Here is an 18,812-nt window from a genome sequence, read left to right on the forward strand (position 1 = left end):
GGTGCCTCGACGGCGGCGGGCACGGCCGGGCGCTGCGCGGGCACCGCACCGAGCAGCCCGGGGGCCGACTGGTTGCTCAGTCCGCCAGTTCGTCGGCGAGGGCGCGCAGGGCAAGCCGGTAGGAGCCGATACCGAAGCCGGCGACGGTCCCCGTGGCAACCGGCGCGACGACCGAGGTGTGACGGAACTCCTCCCGTGCGTACGGGTTCGAGATGTGCACCTCGATGAGCGGGGCGGTGCGCTGAGCGGCCGCATCCCGCATTCCGTACGAGTAATGGGTGAAGGCTCCCGGGTTGAGAACGACCGGAATCGACCCGTCCGCGGCCTCGTGCAGCCAGCGGATCAGTTCGCCCTCGTCGTTGGTCTCCCGGACGTCGACGTCGAAGCCGAGCTCCTTGCCGAGCGTCCGGCAGGTCTCGACGAGTCCGGCGTACGACGTCGCGCCGTACACATCGGGCTCACGGGAGCCGAGCCGGCCGAGGTTCGGCCCGTTGAGCACGAAGACCCGGCGGGTCACGCCGACACCTCCCCGTACGCGGCGAGCAGCACCGCCGGGTCGGGTCCCTCCAGGACGGTGGGCTTGCCCAGGCCGTCGAGCACGATGAAGCGCAGCAGGTCGCCGCGGGACTTCTTGTCGATCTTCATGTTCTCCAGCAGCCTGGGCCACTGGTCGCCGCGGTAGGTGAGCGGCAGTCCGACGGACTCCAGGACGGTGCGGTGCCGGTCGGCGGTGGCGTCGTCGAGGCGTCCGGCCAGCCGGCCCAGCTCGGCGGCGAAGACCATGCCGACGGAGACAGCCGCGCCGTGGCGCCACTTGTAGCGCTCGTTCTTCTCGATGGCGTGGGCGAGGGTGTGCCCGTAGTTGAGGATCTCGCGCAGCCCGGACTCCTTGAGGTCGCTGGAGACGACCTCGGCCTTGACCCGGATGGACCGCTCGATCAGCTCGGCGGTGTGCGGACCGGCGGGCGTCCGGGCGCCTTCCGGGTCCGACTCGATCAGGTCGAGGATCGCAGGGTCGGCGATGAAACCGGCCTTGATGATCTCGGCCATGCCGCTGACGTAGTCGTGCACCGGCAGCGAGTCGAGGGCGGCGAGGTCGCAGAGCACCCCGGCCGGCGGGTGGAAGGCGCCGACGAGGTTCTTGCCCTCGGCGGTGTTGATGCCGGTCTTGCCGCCGACGGCCGCGTCGACCATGGCGAGCACGGTCGTCGGTACGGCGATCCAGCGCACCCCGCGCAGCCACGTCGCCGCGACGAACCCGGCCACGTCGGTGGTGGCGCCGCCGCCGACGCCGACGATGACGTCGGTGCGGGTGAATCCGGTCTGGCCGAGCGCCTTCCAGCAGTACGCCGCGACCTCGGCGGTCTTGGCCTCCTCGGCGTTCGGCAGCTGGATGGCGATGGCCTCGTACCCCTGGTCGGCGAGGTCCTGACGGACTGCCTCTCCGGTCTCGGCGAGCGCCTCGGGGTGCAGGACCGCGACCCGCCGGGCGCGGTCGCCGATCAGCGAGGGCAGCTCACCGAGCAGCTGTCGGCCGACCAGCACCTCGTACGGGTCGGTGCCCGCACTGCCGGCGATCTGGATGCGTGTGGGGCCCTGGTCCGTCATGCGTGTGTTCTCCCGGCCGGGCGCCGCGGGGTCGACCGCGCGCTCCGGCAGTTCCAGTGCGTCGAGGACCGCCTGGGCGACCTCTTCGGGTGTGCGCTTGTCGGTGGCAACGGTCGCCCGGGCCACCTCGTCGTAGAGGTGGCGGCGCGCCTCCATCAGCTCGCGCCACTGCCGGCGCGGGTTGACGGCGAGCAGCGGGCGCGCGGTGTTCAGCCCGACCCGCCTGACGGCCTCCTCCACGTCCATCGAGAGATAGACGACGGCGTGGCCGGCGAGCAGGGCGCGGGTCGTCCCGTCGAGCACGGCGCCGCCGCCGAGCGCGAGGACGCCGGTGTGCTCGGCGACGGCGGTGCGTACCGCCTGCCGCTCCAGCTCGCGGAAGTGTTCCTCGCCCTCGTCGTAGAAGATCTCCGAGATCGGCTTGCCTGCCGTGGCCACGACATCCGCGTCGGTGTCCCGGTAGGTGGTGCCGAGCCGGTCGGCGAGCAGCTCACCGACCGTGGACTTGCCGACACCCATCGGGCCGACGAGGACGATCAGCGGGCCGCTCATCGGATCTGGAGGTGGTCGAGGTACGACTGCACGTTGCGGTGGGTCTCGGGGACGCTGTCCCCGCCGAACTTCTCCGCCACCGCGTCGGCCAGGACCAGCGCGACCATCGCCTCGGCGACGATGCCGGCAGCCGGCACCGCGCAGACATCGGAGCGCTGGTGGTGTGCCTTGGCCGGCTCACCGGTGACGACGTCGACGGTGGCGAGCGCGCGGGGCACGGTGGCGATGGGCTTCATCGCGGCACGGACCCGGAGCAGCTCGCCGGTGGTCAGACCGCCCTCGGTACCGCCGGAGCGGCCGGAGGCGCGCTTGATGCCGTCCTCGGTGACCAGGATCTCGTCGTGCGCCTTCGAACCGGGAACCCGGGCCAGGTCGAAGCCGTCGCCGACCTCGACACCCTTGATCGCCTGAATGCCCATCAGTGCAGCGGCGAGGCGTGCGTCGAGGCGGCGGTCCCAGTGCACGTGCGAGCCGAGGCCGACCGGCACCCCGTACGCGAGCACCTCGACGACACCGCCCAGGGTGTCGCCGTCCTTGTGGGCTTGGTCGATCTCGGCGACCATTTCCTTGCTCGCGGCGGCGTCGAGGCAGCGCACCGGGTCGGCGTCGAGCTTCTCGACGTCGGCGGGCGTGGGGTAGACGCCGTACGGCGCCTTGGCCGCGGCCAGCTCGACGACATGGCTGACGATCTCGATGCCCGCGGTCTCCTTGAGGTACGAGCGCGCGACGGCGCCGAGCGCCACCCGGGCCGCGGTCTCCCGGGCACTGGCGCGCTCCAGGATCGGCCGGGCCTCGTCGAAGCCGTACTTCTGCATGCCCGCGAGGTCGGCGTGGCCGGGCCGCGGGCGGGTCAGCGGGGCGTTACGGGCCAGGGTGGCGAGCTCGTCGGGGTCGACCGGGTCGGCCGACATGACCTGCTCCCACTTGGGCCATTCGGTGTTGCCCACCATCACGGCGACCGGGGACCCCATGGTCAGACCGTGGCGTACGCCACCCAGGAAGGTGACCTCGTCCTTCTCGAACTTCATCCGTGCGCCGCGGCCATAGCCGAGCCGCCGCCGGGCGAGTGCGTCCGCCACCATCTCCGTGGTGATCGGGACACCGGCGGGAAGACCCTCCAGCGTCGCCACCAGTGCGGGGCCGTGCGACTCCCCCGCGGTCAGCCAGCGCAACCTGCTCAACGGTGCTCCTCATGCTCGCGCCTGGAACTGCAACGGCGCGACCGGGTGCGCGGCCCTGGCCCGCCGCCTTCGATCCTCCCACGCCCAGGCCCCCGAACCGGCCGCCGGTCCAGCAGACGGACGGATCGCGGCCCGCGATCGAAGTGGTCAGCGGGCGGCGAGCGCCTCTTCGCCGGCGTTCCGCATGGCTGCGAGCGGGGCGGGCGAGCGGCCCGTCATCTGCTCGACCTGGAGGACGGCCTGGTGCACCAGAAGGTCGAGACCTCCGACGACTGCACCGTTATGTGCTGCCCAGGCGGCAGCGAGTACGGTGGGCCAGGGCTCGTACAGCACATCGAAGAGCGTGCCGGGTGCGTCCGGTACCGCACCGGCCAGCGCGTCCGTCGCCCCGGCCGGCGTGGTCGCGATCACCAGGGGGGCGTGCAGTGCCTGCTTCGCTTGCGCCCAGTCGGAGATCCTCACGTCGACGCCGAGGCGTTCGCCCCAGCCGCGCATCTCGTCGCCACGTTCCCGGCTGCGTACGTAGGCCGTGACCGGCCCTGTGCAGATCACCGCGAGCGCGGCGAGCGCGGAGGACGCGGTGGCCCCGGCACCGAGGACCGCGGCGGACTCCACGGTGTCCACGCCGCGTTCGCGCAGAGCGGCGATCATGCCGGGGATGTCGGTGTTGTCGCCGACGCGACGGCCGTCCCTCGTGAAGACCACTGTGTTCACGGCCTCGACCGAGGAGGCGGTTTCGCTGACGGAGTCCAGCAGCGGAATGATCACGCGCTTCAGCGGCATGGTCAGCGAGAGTCCGGCCCAGGAAGAGTCCAGGCCCGCGATGAAGCCGGGCAGCGCCTGCTCGTCGATCTCGAACCGGTCGTAGGTCCAGTCGGTGAGACCGAGCTCTGCGTACGCGGCCCGGTGCAGGATCGGGGAGAGCGAGTGGGCGATCGGCGAGCCGAGGACGGCTGCCCTGTGCGCGTGGGTCACTGGCCCGACTTCTTCCGTTCTGCCTCGTATTTGGCCACGTTCTTGTTGTGCTCGGCATTGGTCACGGAGAACAGGGTTTTGTCCGCCGTCACCGACACGAAATAGAACCATGGTCCGGGCGTCGGGTTCATGGCGGAGTGCAGAGCGGCACTACCGGGGTTGTTGATCGGCCCAGGTGGCAGGCCGTGGATGTAATACGTGTTGTACGGCTCCTTCCACTGGCGCAGATCCTTCACCGTACCGATGTCCAGGGTGCTCTGGCTCTTCGCATAGTTCACGGTCGAGTCGAAGTCCAGCAGACCATTCGTCTCGACGTTGCCCGGCTTAAGACGGTTGTAGACGACCCGCGCGACCTTGTCGAAGTCATGCTTGTACTTACCCTCGGCCTGAACGAGGCTGGCGACCGTCATCAGCTGCCAGGGGTCCTTGAGGCCCAGCTTCCTGGCGCTCGCCTCGAGGTCGACCTTGTTGTATTCCTCGTTGGCCCGGGCGACCATCTGCTTGAGGACGGCCTCCGGCTTCATCCCCTTGGCAGCCGGATAGGTCGCGGGGTAGAGGAAGCCCTCCAGTGGGTCCTTGAGTTCCGGGTGGTTCTTGGCCCATTGCGGGAGCCCGAGGCTGCCAGCTTGTTTCTTGGCGACATCGCCGGTGGTGCCTGCCTTGAGACCGAGCTTCTTGTCGATCAGCGTGTAGACGTCGGCGTTGCGCCGGCCCTCCGGGACGGTCAGCGCGTTCTGGCTCTTCGGGTCGAGCATCAGCTTCACGGCCTCGGCCGCAGACATCTCCTTGTGCAAGAGATAGGCCCCCGCCTGGATCGACTTCCCCTTGGGGTTCTCGGCCTGCGCGGCGATGAACGCGTCGACGCTCTTGACGACGCCCTTCGCCTTCAGGATGCTGCCGATCTCGTTGCCGAGGGCGCCCTCCGGGATCTCCACGTCGACGCTGCCGGAGCCCTGGCCCGAGTAGTCGGGTGCCGCGCCGAATTTGTTCTGCCAGTACGTGTAGCCGACGTAGCCCGCCCCGCCGACACCTCCGGCGAGGACCACGGCGACGACGAGGCAGGCGCAACCGCTGCGGTTCTTCTTCTTGCCCTTGCCGCGGCGTTCGCCGCCGCCTCGGCCGCCCCTGCGACCGTCGCGCGGATCGTCGTCGTACTCGTCATCGTCGTCACGGGGGTCCCGGCCGTCACGGTCGTCGTCGGTGCCCGTGAAGAAGGGGTGCGTCTCCTCCTGGGGCACGTCCGGGTCCCAGTCGGTGTTCTGCGGCGGGGCCTGTTCGGGCCCCGCCTCGCGTCGGCCCGGGGGCTGCGGCGGCGGGTACGCATCGGGCGTGCCGTAGTTGTCGTGCGATTCGCCGTAGCCGTTCGTTCCGTTCCCGTACGGATCGTTCGGGGGGGTGCCGTACGGCATCGCGGCCTGCTGGCCGGTGTCCCAGCCGCCGTTGTGCTGCGGCTGGGGGGCCTGCTGGGCGTAGGGGTCGTGCTGCTGTGGCTGCTGCGCGTACGGGTCATGCTGCTGCGGCTGAGGGGCCTGCTGTCCGTACGGGTCATGCTGCGGCGGCTGAGGGGCTTGCTGCGCGTACGGGTCGTGCTGCTGTGGCTGAGGGGCCTGCTGTCCGTACGGGTCGTGCTGCGGCGGCTGCTGCGCGTACGGGTCCTGCGGAGCGCCGTACTGCTGGTGCTGCGGGTACGCCTGCTGCGGCGGCTGCTGGGCGTAGGGGTCCTGCGGAGGGCCGTACTGGCTCTGGCCGTGGGCAGCCTGCTGGCCTCCCCATCCCTGGTCCCCGTACAAGGGATCCTCGGGGCGCCACGGTTCGGAGCCGGGGCTCCGGCCATACTCAGTCATCGATCCCCTAGAGCCGCGAGACAACGTTCCGCCTCTTTGCTGTGCGGTGTTTGTTCGAACACCGCCGCATCGCGCGGAACGTTACCGTATCGCGATCAGACAACCACTTCGACGCCCTCGCCCGGAGCTTTGCCTGAGGCTCGCTCGGACTCCAGAGCGTTCTGAAGGATCACCACAGCGGCAGCCTGATCGATGACAGACCGGCCTTTCTTGGACTTCACGCCCGAGGCGCGCAGTCCTTGACTCGCCGTCACTGTGGTCATCCTCTCGTCCACCAATCGCACTGGAATGGGTGCAACCGAGCGGGCAACCTCTTGGGCGAAGAGCCGGACCTTGGCCGCCGCGGGCCCTTCACCGCCGCCCAGAGACCTCGGCAGGCCGATGATGATCTCGATCGGCTCGTACTCCTCGACGATCTGTCCCAGCCGCCGGTGGGCGGCCGGGACGTCACGTCCCGGCACGGTCTCCACCGGCGTGGCGAGGATCCCGTCGGGGTCGCACGAGGCGACCCCGATCCGGGCATCCCCGACGTCGATCGCGAGACGACGTCCGCGGCGCATCTGCGTCACTCCCGCCGTCACGCCGTTTCGGTGACGAGGCGTTCGACCGCGGCGATGGCCTCGCCGATGGCGGCCGGGTTCTGGCCGCCGCCCTGGGCCACGTCCGGCTTGCCGCCGCCTCCGCCGCCGAGGGTCTTGGCGGCCGTGCGGACCAGGTCACCGGCCTTGAGTCCGCGCTCGCGGGCGGCCTCATTGGTGGCGATGACGGTCAGCGGGCGGCCATTGGCCGTGGTGAACAGGGCCACGACGGCAGCGCGGCCGCCCTGGATGCGCCCGCGGATGTCGAGGACCAGCTTGCGCAGGTCGTCGGCCGAGGTGCCGTCCGGTACCTGACCGGTGACGACGGCGACACCGCGCACGTCCTTGGCGGACTCGACGAGCCCGGCGGCGGCCTGCAGGACCTTCTCCGCGCGGAACTTCTCGATCTCCTTCTCGGCGTCCTTCAGCTTGCCGAGCATGGCGGAGACCTTCTCCGGAAGCTCCTCGGGGCGGCCCTTGACCAGCTCCTGGAGCTGGGCGACGACCGTGTGCTCCTTGGCGAGGAAGTTGTACGCGTCGACGCCCACGAGGGCCTCGATGCGGCGCACACCGGAACCGATGGACGATTCGCCGAGCAGCTTCACCAGGCCCAGCTGGGCGGTGTTGTGGACGTGCGTACCGCCGCACAGCTCCTTGGAGAAGTCGCCGATGGTGACCACGCGGACCCGCTCGCCGTACTTCTCGCCGAACTCGGCGATGGCACCCTGCTTCTTGGCCTCGTCGATGGACATGACCTCGGCCTGGACGTCGAGCTCCCGGGAGAGGACCTCGTTGATCTTCTGCTCGACGTCGGTGAGGACCGTGCCGGGGACGGCGGCGGGCGAACCGAAGTCGAAGCGGAAGCGGCCCGGCGAGTTCTCCGAACCGGCCTGGGCGGCCGTCGGGCCCAGTGCGTCGCGCAGCGCCTGGTGCGTGAGGTGCGTGGCGCTGTGGGCGCGGGCGATGGCGCGGCGACGGGTGTTGTCGATGGCGGCGTAGGCGGAGGCGCCGATCGTCACCTCACCGACCTGGACCGTGCCCTTGTGGACGGAGACGCCCGGGACGGGCTGCTGGACGTCGCGCACCTGGATGACGGCGCCGGTGTCGAGCCGGATCCGGCCCTGGTCGGCGAGCTGGCCACCGCCCTCGGCGTAGAACGGGGTGCGGTCGAGGACGACCTCGACGTCGTCGCCCTCCGTGGCGGCGGGCGAGGGCACACCGTCGACCAGGAGGCCGACGATGGTCGACTCGCCCTCGGTGGACGTGTAGCCGGTGAACTCGGTGGTGCCGGAGTTGTCGGCCACCTCGCGATAGGCGGACAGGTCGGCGTGGCCGGTCTTCTTGGCCTTGGCATCGGCCTTGGCGCGGTCCCGCTGTTCCTTCATCAGGCGGCGGAAACCGTCCTCGTCCACGGCGAGGCCCTGCTCGGCGGCCATCTCCAGGGTGAGGTCGATCGGGAAGCCCCAGGTGTCGTGGAGCAGGAACGCCTTGTCGCCGGCGAGGACCTTGCCGCCGGCGGCCTTGGTCTCGGTGACGGCGGTGTCGAGGATGTTGGTGCCGCCCTTGAGAGCCTTCAGGAAGGCGGCCTCTTCGGCGAGGGCGACGGTCTCGATGCGCTTGCGGTCGGTGATCAGCTCCGGGTACTGCTGGCCCATCGACGCGATGACCGTGTCGACGAGCTCGGCGACGACCGGGCCGGTGGCGCCGAGGAGGCGCATGTTGCGGATGGCGCGGCGCATGATGCGGCGCAGCACGTAACCGCGGCCCTCGTTGCCGGGGGTGACGCCGTCGCCGATGAGCATGACGGACGTACGCATGTGGTCGGTGACGACCCGGAGGGAGACGTCCGAAGTGTGGTTGTTGCCGTAGCGCACCCCGGTCAGCTCGGTGGCCTTCTCGATGACGGCCATCGAGGTGTCGATCTCGTACAGGTTCTGCACGTCCTGGAGGATCATCGCGAGGCGCTCGAGGCCGAGGCCGGTGTCGATGTTCTTCGACGGCAGGTCGCCGAGGATCGGGAAGTCCTCCTTGCCGTCGCCCGCGCCCCGCTCGTACTGCATGAAGACCAGGTTCCAGATCTCTACGTACCGCTCGTCGTTGACGGCGGGGCCGCCCTCGACGCCGAACTCGGGGCCGCGGTCGTAGTTGATCTCGGAGCAGGGGCCGCACGGGCCGGGGACGCCCATGGACCAGAAGTTGTCCTTCTTGCCCAGGCGCTGGATGCGCTCGGCCGGAACGCCGATCTTGTCGCGCCAGATCTGCTCGGCCTCGTCGTCGTCGAGGTAGACCGTGATCCACAGCCGCTCGGGGTCGAGACCGAAGCCGCCGTCCGCCACGGAGCTGGTGAGAGCCTCCCAGGCGTAGCTGATGGCGCCTTCCTTGAAGTAGTCGCCGAAGGAGAAGTTGCCGCACATCTGGAAGAAGGTGCCGTGCCGGGTGGTCTTGCCGACCTCTTCGATGTCCGGCGTACGCACACACTTCTGCACGCTGGTGACGCGCTGGGCAGGCGGCTTGACCTCGCCGAGGAAGTACGGCTTGAAGGGGACCATGCCCGCGGGAACCAGCAGCAGAGTCGGGTCGTCCGCGATGAGCGACGCCGAAGGCACGACGGTGTGCCCGCGCTCCTCGAAGAAGCTCAGCCAGCGGCGACGAATTTCAGCCGACTCCATCAGTGGTCCTCATTCCGGTTGTACGAGTTGTAGGGGAGCTTGCGGTAGGCGGTGGCGTCGGCGGCCGGGGCGGGCTCGGCCGCCTCGACCGCGAAGTGACGCTGCAGGGGGAGTTCGGGGTCGACCGGCGCCTCAAGGCCCAGCGCCTCGCCCAGTTCGGCCTCGCGCCGGACCATGCCGTCGCGGACGTCGAGGGCGAAGTCCTTGAGCTTGTGACCACTCTCGATCGCCCTGTCGGCGGCGCGCGCCGCGAGGCTCTCGGGGGTCAGCTGCCTGAGCTTCCGGTTGACCTTGGTGGTGGCCCAGACGCCGGCGGCTGCGCCGGCGGTGAACCAGAACGTACGGCGGAACATCGCTGCGTCAGTCCTTCGATCCGCGGGAGCTTCTGCCGCCCTGCTTCTTGGCTCGCGCGGACGGCACCGTGCGGCCGACGATCACCGTGCGTCGGGGTTCCCGGCGGGCCGGCTCGGCTTCCGGAGCGGCCCGGCGGCCGATGGCCTGCCGAACTCCGTAACCGAAGGCGGCGACCTTGACCAGCGGTCCGCCGAAGGTCGATGCGACAGTCGTGGAGAGCGCCGAGGCGTTGGAGGTGACCTCCTGGACATCCGTCGCGATCGCGTCGACCTTGTCGAGCTGCGTCTGCGCGGAGCGCACGGTCGCGGACGCGTCGGCGAGCAGCGGAACGGCCTGCTCGGTCACGTCCGCCACGAGTTTGGTGGTCGCCCTGAGCGTCTGGGCCAGCCTCACCAGGACGACGGCGAGGAACGAGACCAGGATCGCCCAGAAGACGGCCACCAGGATCCCGGCCACCTCTCCACCGGACACAATGCACCGCTCTCTGGCTTGTCGAATCGTCGTCTCCCGACCCTATCGCGCCGGGGGCCACGCCCCCTACCGCATTCCTGGTGGGCGGAGCCGTAGTTGTGCAAAGGAGATGGTACGGAGAGCTTCCGTGCCAGTGCTCTGCGTGTTTCATGCGACGCTCGGGCGGCAGACTGGATCCTGACTCGGCTGTGGCCAGGGCGCTGGCGGCCCGGCCCGTGGACCGGCCGGGACCCGTGCCCGCGCCGGGCAGCAGAACGCGGAAGCCCGCCGCCTCCCCGACATCGGGGAGGGGCGGGCCTGAGCGCTGGTGAGAGCGGCTACGCCTGGATCAGCGGGCGTAGTACTCGACGACGAGCTGCTCGTCGCAGATCACCGGGATCTCCTTGCGGTTCGGGTCCCGGTCCAGGCGGAAGGCCAGGGCCTTCAGGTTCACCTGCAGGTAGCGCGGGGTCTCGCCGTCGGGAGCGTAACCACCCTCGCGGGCCACCTGGAAGGGGTGCTTGTCGCGGCTGCGCTCGCGGACCATCACGATGTTGTCGGGACGGACGCGGAACGACGGCTTGTCGACCTTGCGGCCGTCGACCTCGATGTGGCCGTGCACGACCATCTGACGGGCCTGGTAGATCGTGCGGGCGATGCCCGAACGCAGGACCAGCGCGTCGAGACGGCGCTCGAGCTCGACGACGAGCGCCTCGCCCGTCTTGCCCTCGGCCTTCTTGGCGCGGTCGTACGCGCGCGCCATCTGGCGCTCGCTGATGTCGTACTGGGCGCGCAGACGCTGCTTCTCGAGCAGACGGACCTTGTAGTCCGAGTTCTGCTTGCGGCCACGGCCGTGCTCGCCCGGCGGGTAGGGGCGGGACTCGAAGTACTTGACGGCCTTCGGCGTCAGGGCAATGCCGAGCGCACGGGACTTCTTGACCTTGGGACGCGACTGGTTAGGCACGTTCTCCAGACCTCCATTGTGGGTTAGGTTAGGCTCACCTTACTCAAGGAGATCGCATGTCTCGCCCTGGGAACACCACACACACGTCACGGACAGCACAGACAGCGTCGACGCCACCGAGGGCGTCGATACGACGGAGGACCGATCAGATCGTGGTCAGCCGCGTCCCAGCGGGCTTGAACTCACTCGGATGCCGTCAGCAGCCGAGCGCACACGAACTCTCGTACAGAGTACCTGTTCGGCGGTACTGCTCGTCCCCGGGATGAGCTCTGCGGGCTTCGATCAGCTGATTCCCCTGGGCCGGAGCGTGGGCCCCGAAGGGATCTGTTTCTCGGACTTCCTGCCGATTCCCCGGCCGTACGGGCCGCGGCGCACGCCCAGGACGAGGAGTTGGCCGTTGTGCTGGAGATCACGGACGTCGCGCCGGTATCGGTGCCGCACCGCATCCGCGGCCGGGTCGCCGGCCGGCTCACGCCCGTACCCGGGATGGCCGGGCCGGATGATGCTGCGGCTGGGCACGGGTGAGGTGCGGGCCCATGCACACGCTGTTCGAGGCGGCGGTGCATTGAGCGTGCGCCTCAGGCGTCTGCCGCGCCGTCGAAGCCGCTGCGGCCGAGCCGCTCGCGGACCCGGTCCACCACGTCCGCGTACCGCGCCTCCGCGCCGTACCGCGTGGGCCGGTAGTAGTGCCTGTCGCGGACGGCATCGGGGGCGTACTGCTGGGCGGCGATCCCGCCGGGGACATCATGCGGATAGACGTAGCCCTGTGCGTGCCCGAGCGCGACGGCGCCCTTGTAATGGCCGTCGCGCAGATGGGCCGGGACCGGACCGGCCAGCCCCTTCCGTACGTCCTCCTGGGCCGCGAAGATCGCGAGCGTCGCCGCGTTGGACTTGGGGGCGAGCGCCAGCGCGATCGTGGCATGGCTGAGGGTGAGCGCCGCCTCCGGAAAACCGATCAAGGCCACGGCCTGGGCGGCAGCGACCGCCGTGGGCAGGGCTGTCGGGTCGGCGAGGCCGATGTCCTCGCTGGCGGAGATCATCAGCCGCCGGGCGATGAACCGGGGGTCCTCCCCCGCCTCGATCATCCGGGCCAGATAGTGCAGCGCGGCATCCACGTCGGAGCCACGGATCGACTTGATGAGGGCGCTCGCCACGTCGTAGTGCTGGTCGCCGTCCCGGTCGTACTTCACCGCTGCCCGGTCGACGGTCGCCTCGACGGTCTGGAGAGTGATCTCCTTCTCCTGCATGGCGAGCGCCGCGCCGGCCGCTGCCTCCAGCGCCGTCAGCGCGCGCCGCGCGTCTCCCCCGGCGATCCGCAGCAGATGCGCCTCCGCGTCCTCGGGCAGGGTGACCGCGCCGCCGAGTCCGCGCTCGTCGGTCAGGGCGCGGTGCATGAGAGCGCGCAGATCGTCGTCGGTGAGCGATTCCAGGGTGAGGAGCAGCGAGCGCGACAGCAGCGGCGAAATGATCGAGAAGTACGGGTTCTCAGTCGTCGCGGCGATGAGCGTCACCCAGCGGTTCTCCACGGCCGGCAGCAGGGAGTCCTGCTGGGCCTTGGAGAAGCGGTGGATCTCGTCGAGGAAGAGAACGGTCTCCTTGCCATAGCCGCCGGTGGCCCGGCGGGCGCCCTCGATGACGGCCCGCACTTCCTTGACGCCCGCGGTGATCGCGGAGAGCTCGATGAAACGCTTGTTGGTGGCCTTGCTGACCACGTACGCCAAGGTCGTCTTGCCGATGCCGGGCGGACCCCAGAGGATCACCGACGACGGGCCGGCCGGCCCGCCGCTCCCCTCGCCGACGAGGCGGCGCAGCGGCGAGCCCGGCTTCAGCAGATGCTGCTGGCCGACGACCTCATCGAGCGTACGGGGACGCATCCGGACAGCGAGTGGGCTGCTGGACGGGTCCCTCTCCTGGCGGTCTTCGGCGGCTGCGGTAAAGAGGTCGGGCTCCACGATGTGAAGCCTATGTCACGGCACCGACAGCGCCGCCGGGCCGGTTCCCGCACGGGACCTGCCGGTTCAGCTGGTCCAGAAGTCCCACCAGCGGGTCAGGATCAGCATGCCGATGATGCCGACCCAGACGACCGGCGGAACCCAGTGGAACTCCGTCAGTCCGTTGCGCAGCCAGTTCGGCGCGGGAAGGATCCGGTGCTTGATGTTGTGCGTGGTGACGTAGCAGAACAGGAAGATCGTGGCGACCCACGCCAGGCAGCACCACAGGCAGAGCGAGTTGATCTGGTAGAGCGACTGGTACTGCAGCCAGGTGCAGAAGCCGACTCCGAACAGGGTGCCCGCGTTGAGTCCGAGCCAGTACCAGCTGCGGAACCGGGCCCCGGCAAGCAGCGCCATGCCGATTCCGATGACCACCGAGTACGTGGCGAGTCCGAGCATCGGATTCGGGAACCCGAAGGCGGACGCCTGATCGCTCTTCATGATGTTGCCGCACGAGACCACGGGGTTGAGGCTGCAGCCCGGGGTGAAGGAGGGGTCTTCGAGCAGCTTGAACTTGTCGATCGTGATGACCCAGGCGGCGAGAAGCCCGGCAGCGCCTGCGATCACCAGCAGCAGTGCGAACGCGCGACTGCCGCCGAAGGTCGTCTTCCCGCCGTCCTCGTCCTGGTCGGATGAGGGATGGTCAACCGCTGCAGTCGTCATATCGCCGTTCCATCAGTGAGTGGCCTACTGAGCATGGTCATTGTGCCGCACCACCGCTCGGGTCAACCGTTCGGTGGACATAAAGATGTACGGACGGCGGCACGGAACTCACAGCTCCGCGAGACGCTCCGCGCCATGACCGAATTCACTGTGGCCGTACAGGGTCTGCGCAAGCGCTGCGGCGAAGCGACCGCGCCGGACGGCCTCGACCTGGGAATCCGCCCGGGCGAGGTGCTCGGCATCCGCGGCCGAACGGGGCCGGGAAGAGCACCGCGGTGGAGATCCTCCAGGGGCATCGCAGCCGCGACGCGGGAACGGTCTCGGTGCTCGCGTCCGCCGACCGTCGCCGGCGTTCCGGGGTCGGGGTCGTCCGGCAGGATGAATCGGCACCCGCCGAGTTGACGGTACGGGAGGCCGTGACGCACTTCGCCCGCTCCTGCCCGCAGCCGCCGGACGTCACGGACGTCATCGCGATGGTGGGTCTGGAGCAGTATGCGGACACCCGGATCAAGGCGTTCTCCGGCGGTCGGCGGCGCCGCCCGGACGCGGCACTCGGCGCGATCACCACGCTCTGTGCCCGCCCGGCGGACCGGGCGGGCACAGAGGCATCGGTGGATCAGGCCAGTTTCTGCTGGATCTCGGCGACCAGCGCGTCGAGCGCGACCGGCTGCTGCTCGCCCGACTCCATGTCCTTGAGCTGAACCACGCCGTCGGCGAGATCGCGCTCACCGGCGACGACGGTCAGGCGCGCACCGGACCGGTTGGCGCTCTTCATCGCCCCCTTGAGACCGCGGCTGCCGAACGCGAAGTCGGCGGCCACGCCCAGCTTGCGAAGCTCCGTCACCTTGGCGAACAGCACCCTGCGGGCCTCCTCGCCGAGCGGCACCGCGAAGACGCTGGTGGACGCGGGCAGTTCGAGCTCGATGCCCTCCGCCTCCAGCGCGAGCACCGTACGGTCCACACCGAGCGCCCAGCCGACCGACGGAAGCGCCGGGCCGCCGATCATCTCGGACAGGCCGTCGTAGCGGCCGCCGCCGCCCACCGCGGACTGCGAGCCGAGTCCGTCGTGGACGAACTCGAAGGTGGTGCGGGTGTAGTAGTCGAGGCCGCGGACGAGCTTCTCGTCGTCCTCGTACGCGACACCGGCGGCGGTCAGCAGGTCGCGGACCTCCTCGTGGTACGCCTTGCACGCGTCGCACAGGTAGTCGCGCAGCACCGGGGCGCCGACCAGTTGCTTCTGCACCTCGGGGCGCTTGTCGTCGAGGACCCGCAACGGGTTGAGCTCGATGCGGCGGCGGGTGTCGTCGTCCAGGTCGAGCTCGCGCAGGAAGCCCTGAAGCGCGTCCCGGTAGACGGGGCGGCACTCCTTGTCGCCCAGCGAGTTCAGCAGGATCCGGAAGTTCCGCAGGCCCAGGGAGCGGTAGGCCTGGTCGGCCAGGATGATCAGTTCGGCATCCAGTGCCGGGTCCTCCGCACCGATCGCCTCGGCGCCGACCTGCGAAAAGTGCCTGTAGCGGCCCTTCTGCGGGCGCTCGTAGCGGTAGTACGAGCCGGAGTACCAGAGCTTGACCGGCAGGTTGCCGAGCTTGTGGAGGTTGGCCTCCAGTGCGGCGCGCAGCACGGACGCGGTGCCCTCGGGGCGCAGCGCGAGTTCGGAGCCGCCCTTGGTGGTGAGGGTGTACATCTCCTTGGACACGATGTCGGTGGACTCACCGACACCGCGCGAGAAGAGCGCGACGTCCTCGAAGCCGGGCGTCTCGATGTAGCCGTAGCCGGAGTTCTTCAGGGGTGCGGAGATCGCCTCGCGCACCGCGAGATACGTCGCGGAGTCGGGCGGGGTCAGGTCGTACGTGCCCTTGGGGGCTTTGAACGTGCTCACAGTCTGTCTCTCGTCACATTCCTCGTCGGGGCGCGTCCATACCGTGCAGATACGGGTTCGTTGCGCGCTCGCGGCCGATGGTCGTCTGGGGGCCGTGGCCGGACAGCACCACGGTCGAGTCGTCGAGCGGCAGGCACACACGGGCCAGCGACTCGAGCAGCTCGGCGTGGTCGCCGCCGGGCAGGTCGGTGCGTCCGACGGAGCCGGCGAAGAGCAGGTCGCCCGAGAAGAGCACCTGCGGAACATCCGCGGCCTCGGGCATCCTGAACGTCACCGACCCCTTGGTATGGCCGGGCGCATGCGCGACACCGAACTCCAGACCGGCCAGCTTCAGGAGGGCGCCGTCGCTCAGCTCCTTGACGTCGTCCGGCTCCCCCACCGTCAGCTCGCCCATGAGCGGCATCCCGATGGAGCGGCCGAGGGCCTTCTCCGGGTCGCTCATCATGTACCGGTCCTGGGGGTGGATCCAGGCAGGGACGTCATGCGCGCCGCACACCGGGACGACGGAGGCGACATGGTCGATGTGGCCATGGGTGAGCACGACGGCGACGGGCTTCAGCCGATGCTTCTTCAGCGTCTCCTCGACTCCTTGCGTGGCCTGGTGGCCCGGGTCGATGATCACGCACTCCTCGCCTGCGGCAGGGGCGACCAGGTAGCAATTGGTCCCCCAGGCCCCGGCGGGGAACCCGGCAATGAGCACGATCGTCCTTAATGGTCGTCCGACGGAGGGCTGCGGTGACCGCGACCGAGGGGGTCGCGGCAGTTCAGAGCCTACCGGCGCTCCTCATTCCACAGCTAACCCATATACGGTACGGGCAACCCAGGCCCGATCAGACGACGTACAAGGAGATCACCCGGTGGTCAGCAGCGATCAGCGGCGGCGGCAGCTCGCCAGGGAGAAGTTCGAGCGGCAGCAGCAGCGCCGGGAGGAGGCCCGCCGGAAGACGAGGCGGCTCACCGTCGTCATCACATCGGCGCTGGCCGTGGTGGCGGTCGTCGGGGCTGCCGCGTACGTCTCCGTCGGCAACGACGACAAGGACAAGAAGAGCGACGCGGCGGCGAGCGCGAGCCCGTCCGCGTCGCCCTCGGCGAGCGAGAGCAGTGCGCCCGAGCCTGCGATGAAGATCGACACGAAAGCGAAGTACACGTTCTCGCTCAAGACGAGCCAGGGCGACATCGCGTTCACGATGGACGCGGCGAAGACCCCGCACACGACGAACTCGTTCAAGTCCCTCGCCGACAAGGGCTTCTTCGACGGCACGAAGTGTCACCGGCTGACCACACAGGGCATCTTCGTCCTGCAGTGCGGTGACCCGAAGGGCGACGGCACGGGCGGCCCCGGCTACACGATCCCGGACGAGAACCTGACCGCACTGGGCAAGGCGGGCAAGGACGGCACGGTGACGTACCCCGCCGGCACGGTGGCGATGGCCAACACCGGACAGCCGCACACCGGCGGCAGCCAGTTCTTCCTGGTGTACAAGGACAGCAAGCTGCCGCCGACCTACACGCCGTTCGGCACGATGGACGCCGCCTCGCTGAAGGCCGTGCAGAAGGTCGGGACCGCGGGTGTCGCCGGCGGTGCTGCCGACGGTGCTCCGAACAAGGCCGTCACCATCTCCAAGGCGGCCGTCGACAAGGTCTGACCGGACACCGAGGGCCTGACCGGCGGTGCCGGTCAGGCCCTCGGTGTGCGGGCTCAAGAATTTCGGCCGCGCGGAGTGCGGACAGCCGGGCGGCCGGTCGCCTAGATTGGCGTTGTGCAGGGCGGGCGCGGCCCGCCCCAGGAAACTGTGGACGATGCCGGGGGGGCGAACCCTCTCACAGGCATCAGGTGGAGGAGGCGCTGTGAGCAGCGACCCGTGGGGCCGTGTCGACGAGACAGGCACCGTGTACGTGCGTACAGCCGATGGCGAGCAGGTCGTCGGATCGTGGCAGGCCGGTTCTCCCGAGGAGGCTCTGGCTTACTTCGAGCGCAAGTACGAGGGCATCGTGGTCGAGATCGGCCTCCTCGAACGGCGGGTGAAGACCACCGACCTGTCGGCGAAGGACGCGACGACCGCCATCGAGCATCTGCGTCAGCAGGTCGACGAGCATCACGCCGTCGGCGACCTCGACGCGCTCCGGCAGCGGCTCGACGCGCTGGTCGCGACGGTCGACTCCCGTCGCGAGGAGCGCAAGGCCCAGAAGGCGAAGCAGACCGACGAGGCGAAGCACGCCAAGGAGGCGCTGGTCGCCGAGGCCGAGGAGCTGGCGCAGAGCGAGCAGTGGCGCTCCGCGGGCGAGCGGCTGCGGGCACTCGTCGACACGTGGAAGGGCCTGCCGCGGCTCGACCGCAAGTCGGACGACGAGCTGTGGCACCGCTTCTCGCACGCGCGCTCGGCGTTCTCCAAGCGCCGCAAGGCGCACTTCGCCTCGCTGGACGCCCAGCGCGAGGAGGCCCGCAAGGCCAAGGAGAAGCTGGTCGTCGAGGCCGAGGCGCTCTCCGGTTCCACGGACTGGGGAACGACGGCCGCGCGTTACCGCGACCTGATGACGGAGTGGAAGGCGGCGGGCCGCGCCCAGCGCGAGGCCGAGGACGATCTGTGGAACCGTTTCCGCGGTGCGCAGGACGTCTTCTTCGCCGCCCGCAGCGAGGTCTTCGCCGAGCGGGACGCGGAGCAGGGCGAGAACCTCAAGCTGAAGGAGGAGCTCGCGGTCGAGGCCGAGAAACTGGTGCCGGTGAAGGACCTGAAGGCGGCCAGGGCCGCGTTCCGTGCCCTCAACGAGCGCTGGGAGGCCATCGGCCACGTGCCGCGCGACGCCCGCCCGAAGGTCGAGGGGCGGATGCAGGCGGTGGAGCGGGCGCTCCAGGAGGCCGAGGAGTCGGAGTGGCGCCGGACGAACCCGGAGGCGCGTGCGCGCGCCGCGGGTCTGACCGGACAGCTGCAGGCGGCCGTCGACAAGCTGCGTACGCAGATCGACACGGCGCGCGCCGCGGGCAACAACGCCCGCGCCGACAAGCTGGCCCGTGAACTGGAGGGCCGTCAGGCCCTGCTGGACCAGGCGCTGAAGGGCCTGGAGGAGTTCGGCGGCTGACCGCTGTGGTCAGACAGCCCGAAGGG

Annotated in this window: 16 protein-coding genes and 2 pseudogenes; 4 read left to right on the plus strand and 14 right to left on the minus strand. The window is 69.8% G+C overall.

Features of this window, described 5'->3' with window-relative positions:
• Nucleotides 1–76: 76 nt before the first annotated feature.
• From aroQ to rpsD, 10 genes are all read right to left on the minus strand, one after another.
• Complete coding sequence (aroQ, locus tag AB0915_RS22455; RefSeq protein ID WP_366692769.1) at nucleotides 77–517, minus strand: type II 3-dehydroquinate dehydratase; 441 nt, start codon at nucleotides 515–517, stop codon at nucleotides 77–79.
• Nucleotides 514–2,160 (minus strand): 3-dehydroquinate synthase, encoded by a 1,647-nt coding sequence (gene aroB, locus AB0915_RS22460; RefSeq protein WP_366692770.1) that lies wholly within the window; start codon nucleotides 2,158–2,160, stop codon nucleotides 514–516. Before aroB ends, aroQ begins: the two co-directional genes overlap by 4 nt.
• The gene (aroC, locus tag AB0915_RS22465) at nucleotides 2,157–3,341 is read right to left on the minus strand and encodes a chorismate synthase (protein WP_037695345.1); all 1,185 of its coding nucleotides are present in this window, start codon (nucleotides 3,339–3,341) and stop codon (nucleotides 2,157–2,159) included. Before aroC ends, aroB begins: the two co-directional genes overlap by 4 nt.
• A gap of 147 nt (nucleotides 3,342–3,488) precedes the next feature.
• Nucleotides 3,489–4,316 (minus strand): shikimate dehydrogenase, encoded by an 828-nt coding sequence (locus AB0915_RS22470; RefSeq protein WP_366692771.1) that lies wholly within the window; start codon nucleotides 4,314–4,316, stop codon nucleotides 3,489–3,491.
• Entirely contained in the window at nucleotides 4,313–6,160 is a 1,848-nt protein-coding gene (gene mltG / locus AB0915_RS22475) for an endolytic transglycosylase MltG (protein WP_366692772.1), read from the minus strand. Before mltG ends, AB0915_RS22470 begins: the two co-directional genes overlap by 4 nt.
• Nucleotides 6,161–6,255: 95 nt before the next feature.
• A complete protein-coding gene (ruvX, locus tag AB0915_RS22480) occupies nucleotides 6,256–6,741 on the minus strand; it encodes a Holliday junction resolvase RuvX (RefSeq protein ID WP_064744960.1) in 486 nt (161 codons plus the stop codon).
• A complete protein-coding gene (alaS, locus tag AB0915_RS22485; protein WP_366692773.1) occupies nucleotides 6,738–9,407 on the minus strand; it encodes an alanine--tRNA ligase in 2,670 nt (889 codons plus the stop codon). The genes ruvX and alaS overlap by 4 nt, the downstream gene beginning before the upstream one ends.
• On the minus strand, nucleotides 9,407–9,760 hold the full coding sequence (locus AB0915_RS22490) for a DUF6167 family protein (protein WP_366692774.1): 354 nt from the start codon (nucleotides 9,758–9,760) through the stop codon (nucleotides 9,407–9,409). Before AB0915_RS22490 ends, alaS begins: the two co-directional genes overlap by 1 nt.
• Before the next feature lie 7 nt (nucleotides 9,761–9,767).
• A complete protein-coding gene (locus AB0915_RS22495) occupies nucleotides 9,768–10,217 on the minus strand; it encodes a DUF948 domain-containing protein (RefSeq protein WP_366692775.1) in 450 nt (149 codons plus the stop codon).
• Nucleotides 10,218–10,560: 343 nt separating this feature from the next.
• Nucleotides 10,561–11,175 carry a 30S ribosomal protein S4 gene (gene rpsD, locus AB0915_RS22500; RefSeq protein ID WP_358860756.1) on the minus strand — a complete coding sequence of 205 codons (615 nt, stop codon included), beginning with the start codon at nucleotides 11,173–11,175 and terminating at the stop codon, nucleotides 10,561–10,563.
• A 190-nt stretch (nucleotides 11,176–11,365) separates the two neighbouring features.
• On the opposite strand from rpsD, the pseudogene AB0915_RS22505 reads away from it, so the two are divergent.
• Nucleotides 11,366–11,701, plus strand: a pseudogene (locus AB0915_RS22505) (DUF2470 domain-containing protein); the annotation flags it as partial.
• A gap of 52 nt (nucleotides 11,702–11,753) precedes the next feature.
• Here AB0915_RS22505 and AB0915_RS22510 read toward each other — a convergent pair.
• Together AB0915_RS22510 and AB0915_RS22515 are read right to left on the minus strand one after the other, a co-directional pair.
• A complete protein-coding gene (locus tag AB0915_RS22510) occupies nucleotides 11,754–13,127 on the minus strand; it encodes a replication-associated recombination protein A (protein WP_366692776.1) in 1,374 nt (457 codons plus the stop codon).
• 66 nt (nucleotides 13,128–13,193) lie between these two features.
• A complete protein-coding gene (locus AB0915_RS22515; protein ID WP_366692777.1) occupies nucleotides 13,194–13,829 on the minus strand; it encodes a vitamin K epoxide reductase family protein in 636 nt (211 codons plus the stop codon).
• A 135-nt stretch (nucleotides 13,830–13,964) separates the two neighbouring features.
• Here AB0915_RS22515 and AB0915_RS22520 point away from each other — a divergent pair.
• Nucleotides 13,965–14,392 (plus strand): annotated as a pseudogene (locus AB0915_RS22520) (ATP-binding cassette domain-containing protein); the annotation flags it as partial.
• 53 nt (nucleotides 14,393–14,445) lie between these two features.
• Here AB0915_RS22520 and hisS read toward each other — a convergent pair.
• Together hisS and AB0915_RS22530 are read right to left on the minus strand one after the other, a co-directional pair.
• Complete coding sequence (gene hisS, locus AB0915_RS22525; RefSeq protein WP_366692778.1) at nucleotides 14,446–15,708, minus strand: histidine--tRNA ligase; 1,263 nt, start codon at nucleotides 15,706–15,708, stop codon at nucleotides 14,446–14,448.
• Between the two features lie 13 nt (nucleotides 15,709–15,721).
• Entirely contained in the window at nucleotides 15,722–16,408 is a 687-nt protein-coding gene (locus AB0915_RS22530; protein ID WP_266987922.1) for an MBL fold metallo-hydrolase, read from the minus strand.
• 157 nt (nucleotides 16,409–16,565) lie between these two features.
• Here AB0915_RS22530 and AB0915_RS22535 point away from each other — a divergent pair, with 157 nt between their 5' ends.
• Together AB0915_RS22535 and AB0915_RS22540 are read left to right on the plus strand one after the other, a co-directional pair.
• Nucleotides 16,566–17,354 (plus strand): peptidylprolyl isomerase, encoded by a 789-nt coding sequence (locus AB0915_RS22535; RefSeq protein WP_366692779.1) that lies wholly within the window; start codon nucleotides 16,566–16,568, stop codon nucleotides 17,352–17,354.
• A gap of 202 nt (nucleotides 17,355–17,556) precedes the next feature.
• Nucleotides 17,557–18,786 carry a DUF349 domain-containing protein gene (locus AB0915_RS22540; protein WP_366692780.1) on the plus strand — a complete coding sequence of 410 codons (1,230 nt, stop codon included), beginning with the start codon at nucleotides 17,557–17,559 and terminating at the stop codon, nucleotides 18,784–18,786.
• Nucleotides 18,787–18,812: the final 26 nt, after the last annotated feature.

It is taken from the genome of Streptomyces sp. NPDC048411 (genome assembly GCF_040704695.1).
Lineage (GTDB): Bacteria > Actinomycetota > Actinomycetes > Streptomycetales > Streptomycetaceae > Streptomyces.

What these genes read in the sequence shown, in the direction of transcription:
- aroB (WP_366692770.1), bottom strand. Translation starts at nt 2,160, where the DNA reads ATGAGCGGCCCGCTGATCGTCCTCGTCGGCCCGATGGGTGTCGGCAAG.
- mltG (WP_366692772.1), bottom strand. Translation starts at nt 6,160, where the DNA reads ATGACTGAGTATGGCCGGAGCCCCGGCTCCGAACCGTGGCGCCCCGAG.
- alaS (WP_366692773.1), bottom strand. Translation starts at nt 9,407, where the DNA reads ATGGAGTCGGCTGAAATTCGTCGCCGCTGGCTGAGCTTCTTCGAGGAG.
- AB0915_RS22490 (WP_366692774.1), bottom strand. Translation starts at nt 9,760, where the DNA reads ATGTTCCGCCGTACGTTCTGGTTCACCGCCGGCGCAGCCGCCGGCGTC.
- AB0915_RS22515 (WP_366692777.1), bottom strand. Translation starts at nt 13,829, where the DNA reads ATGACGACTGCAGCGGTTGACCATCCCTCATCCGACCAGGACGAGGAC.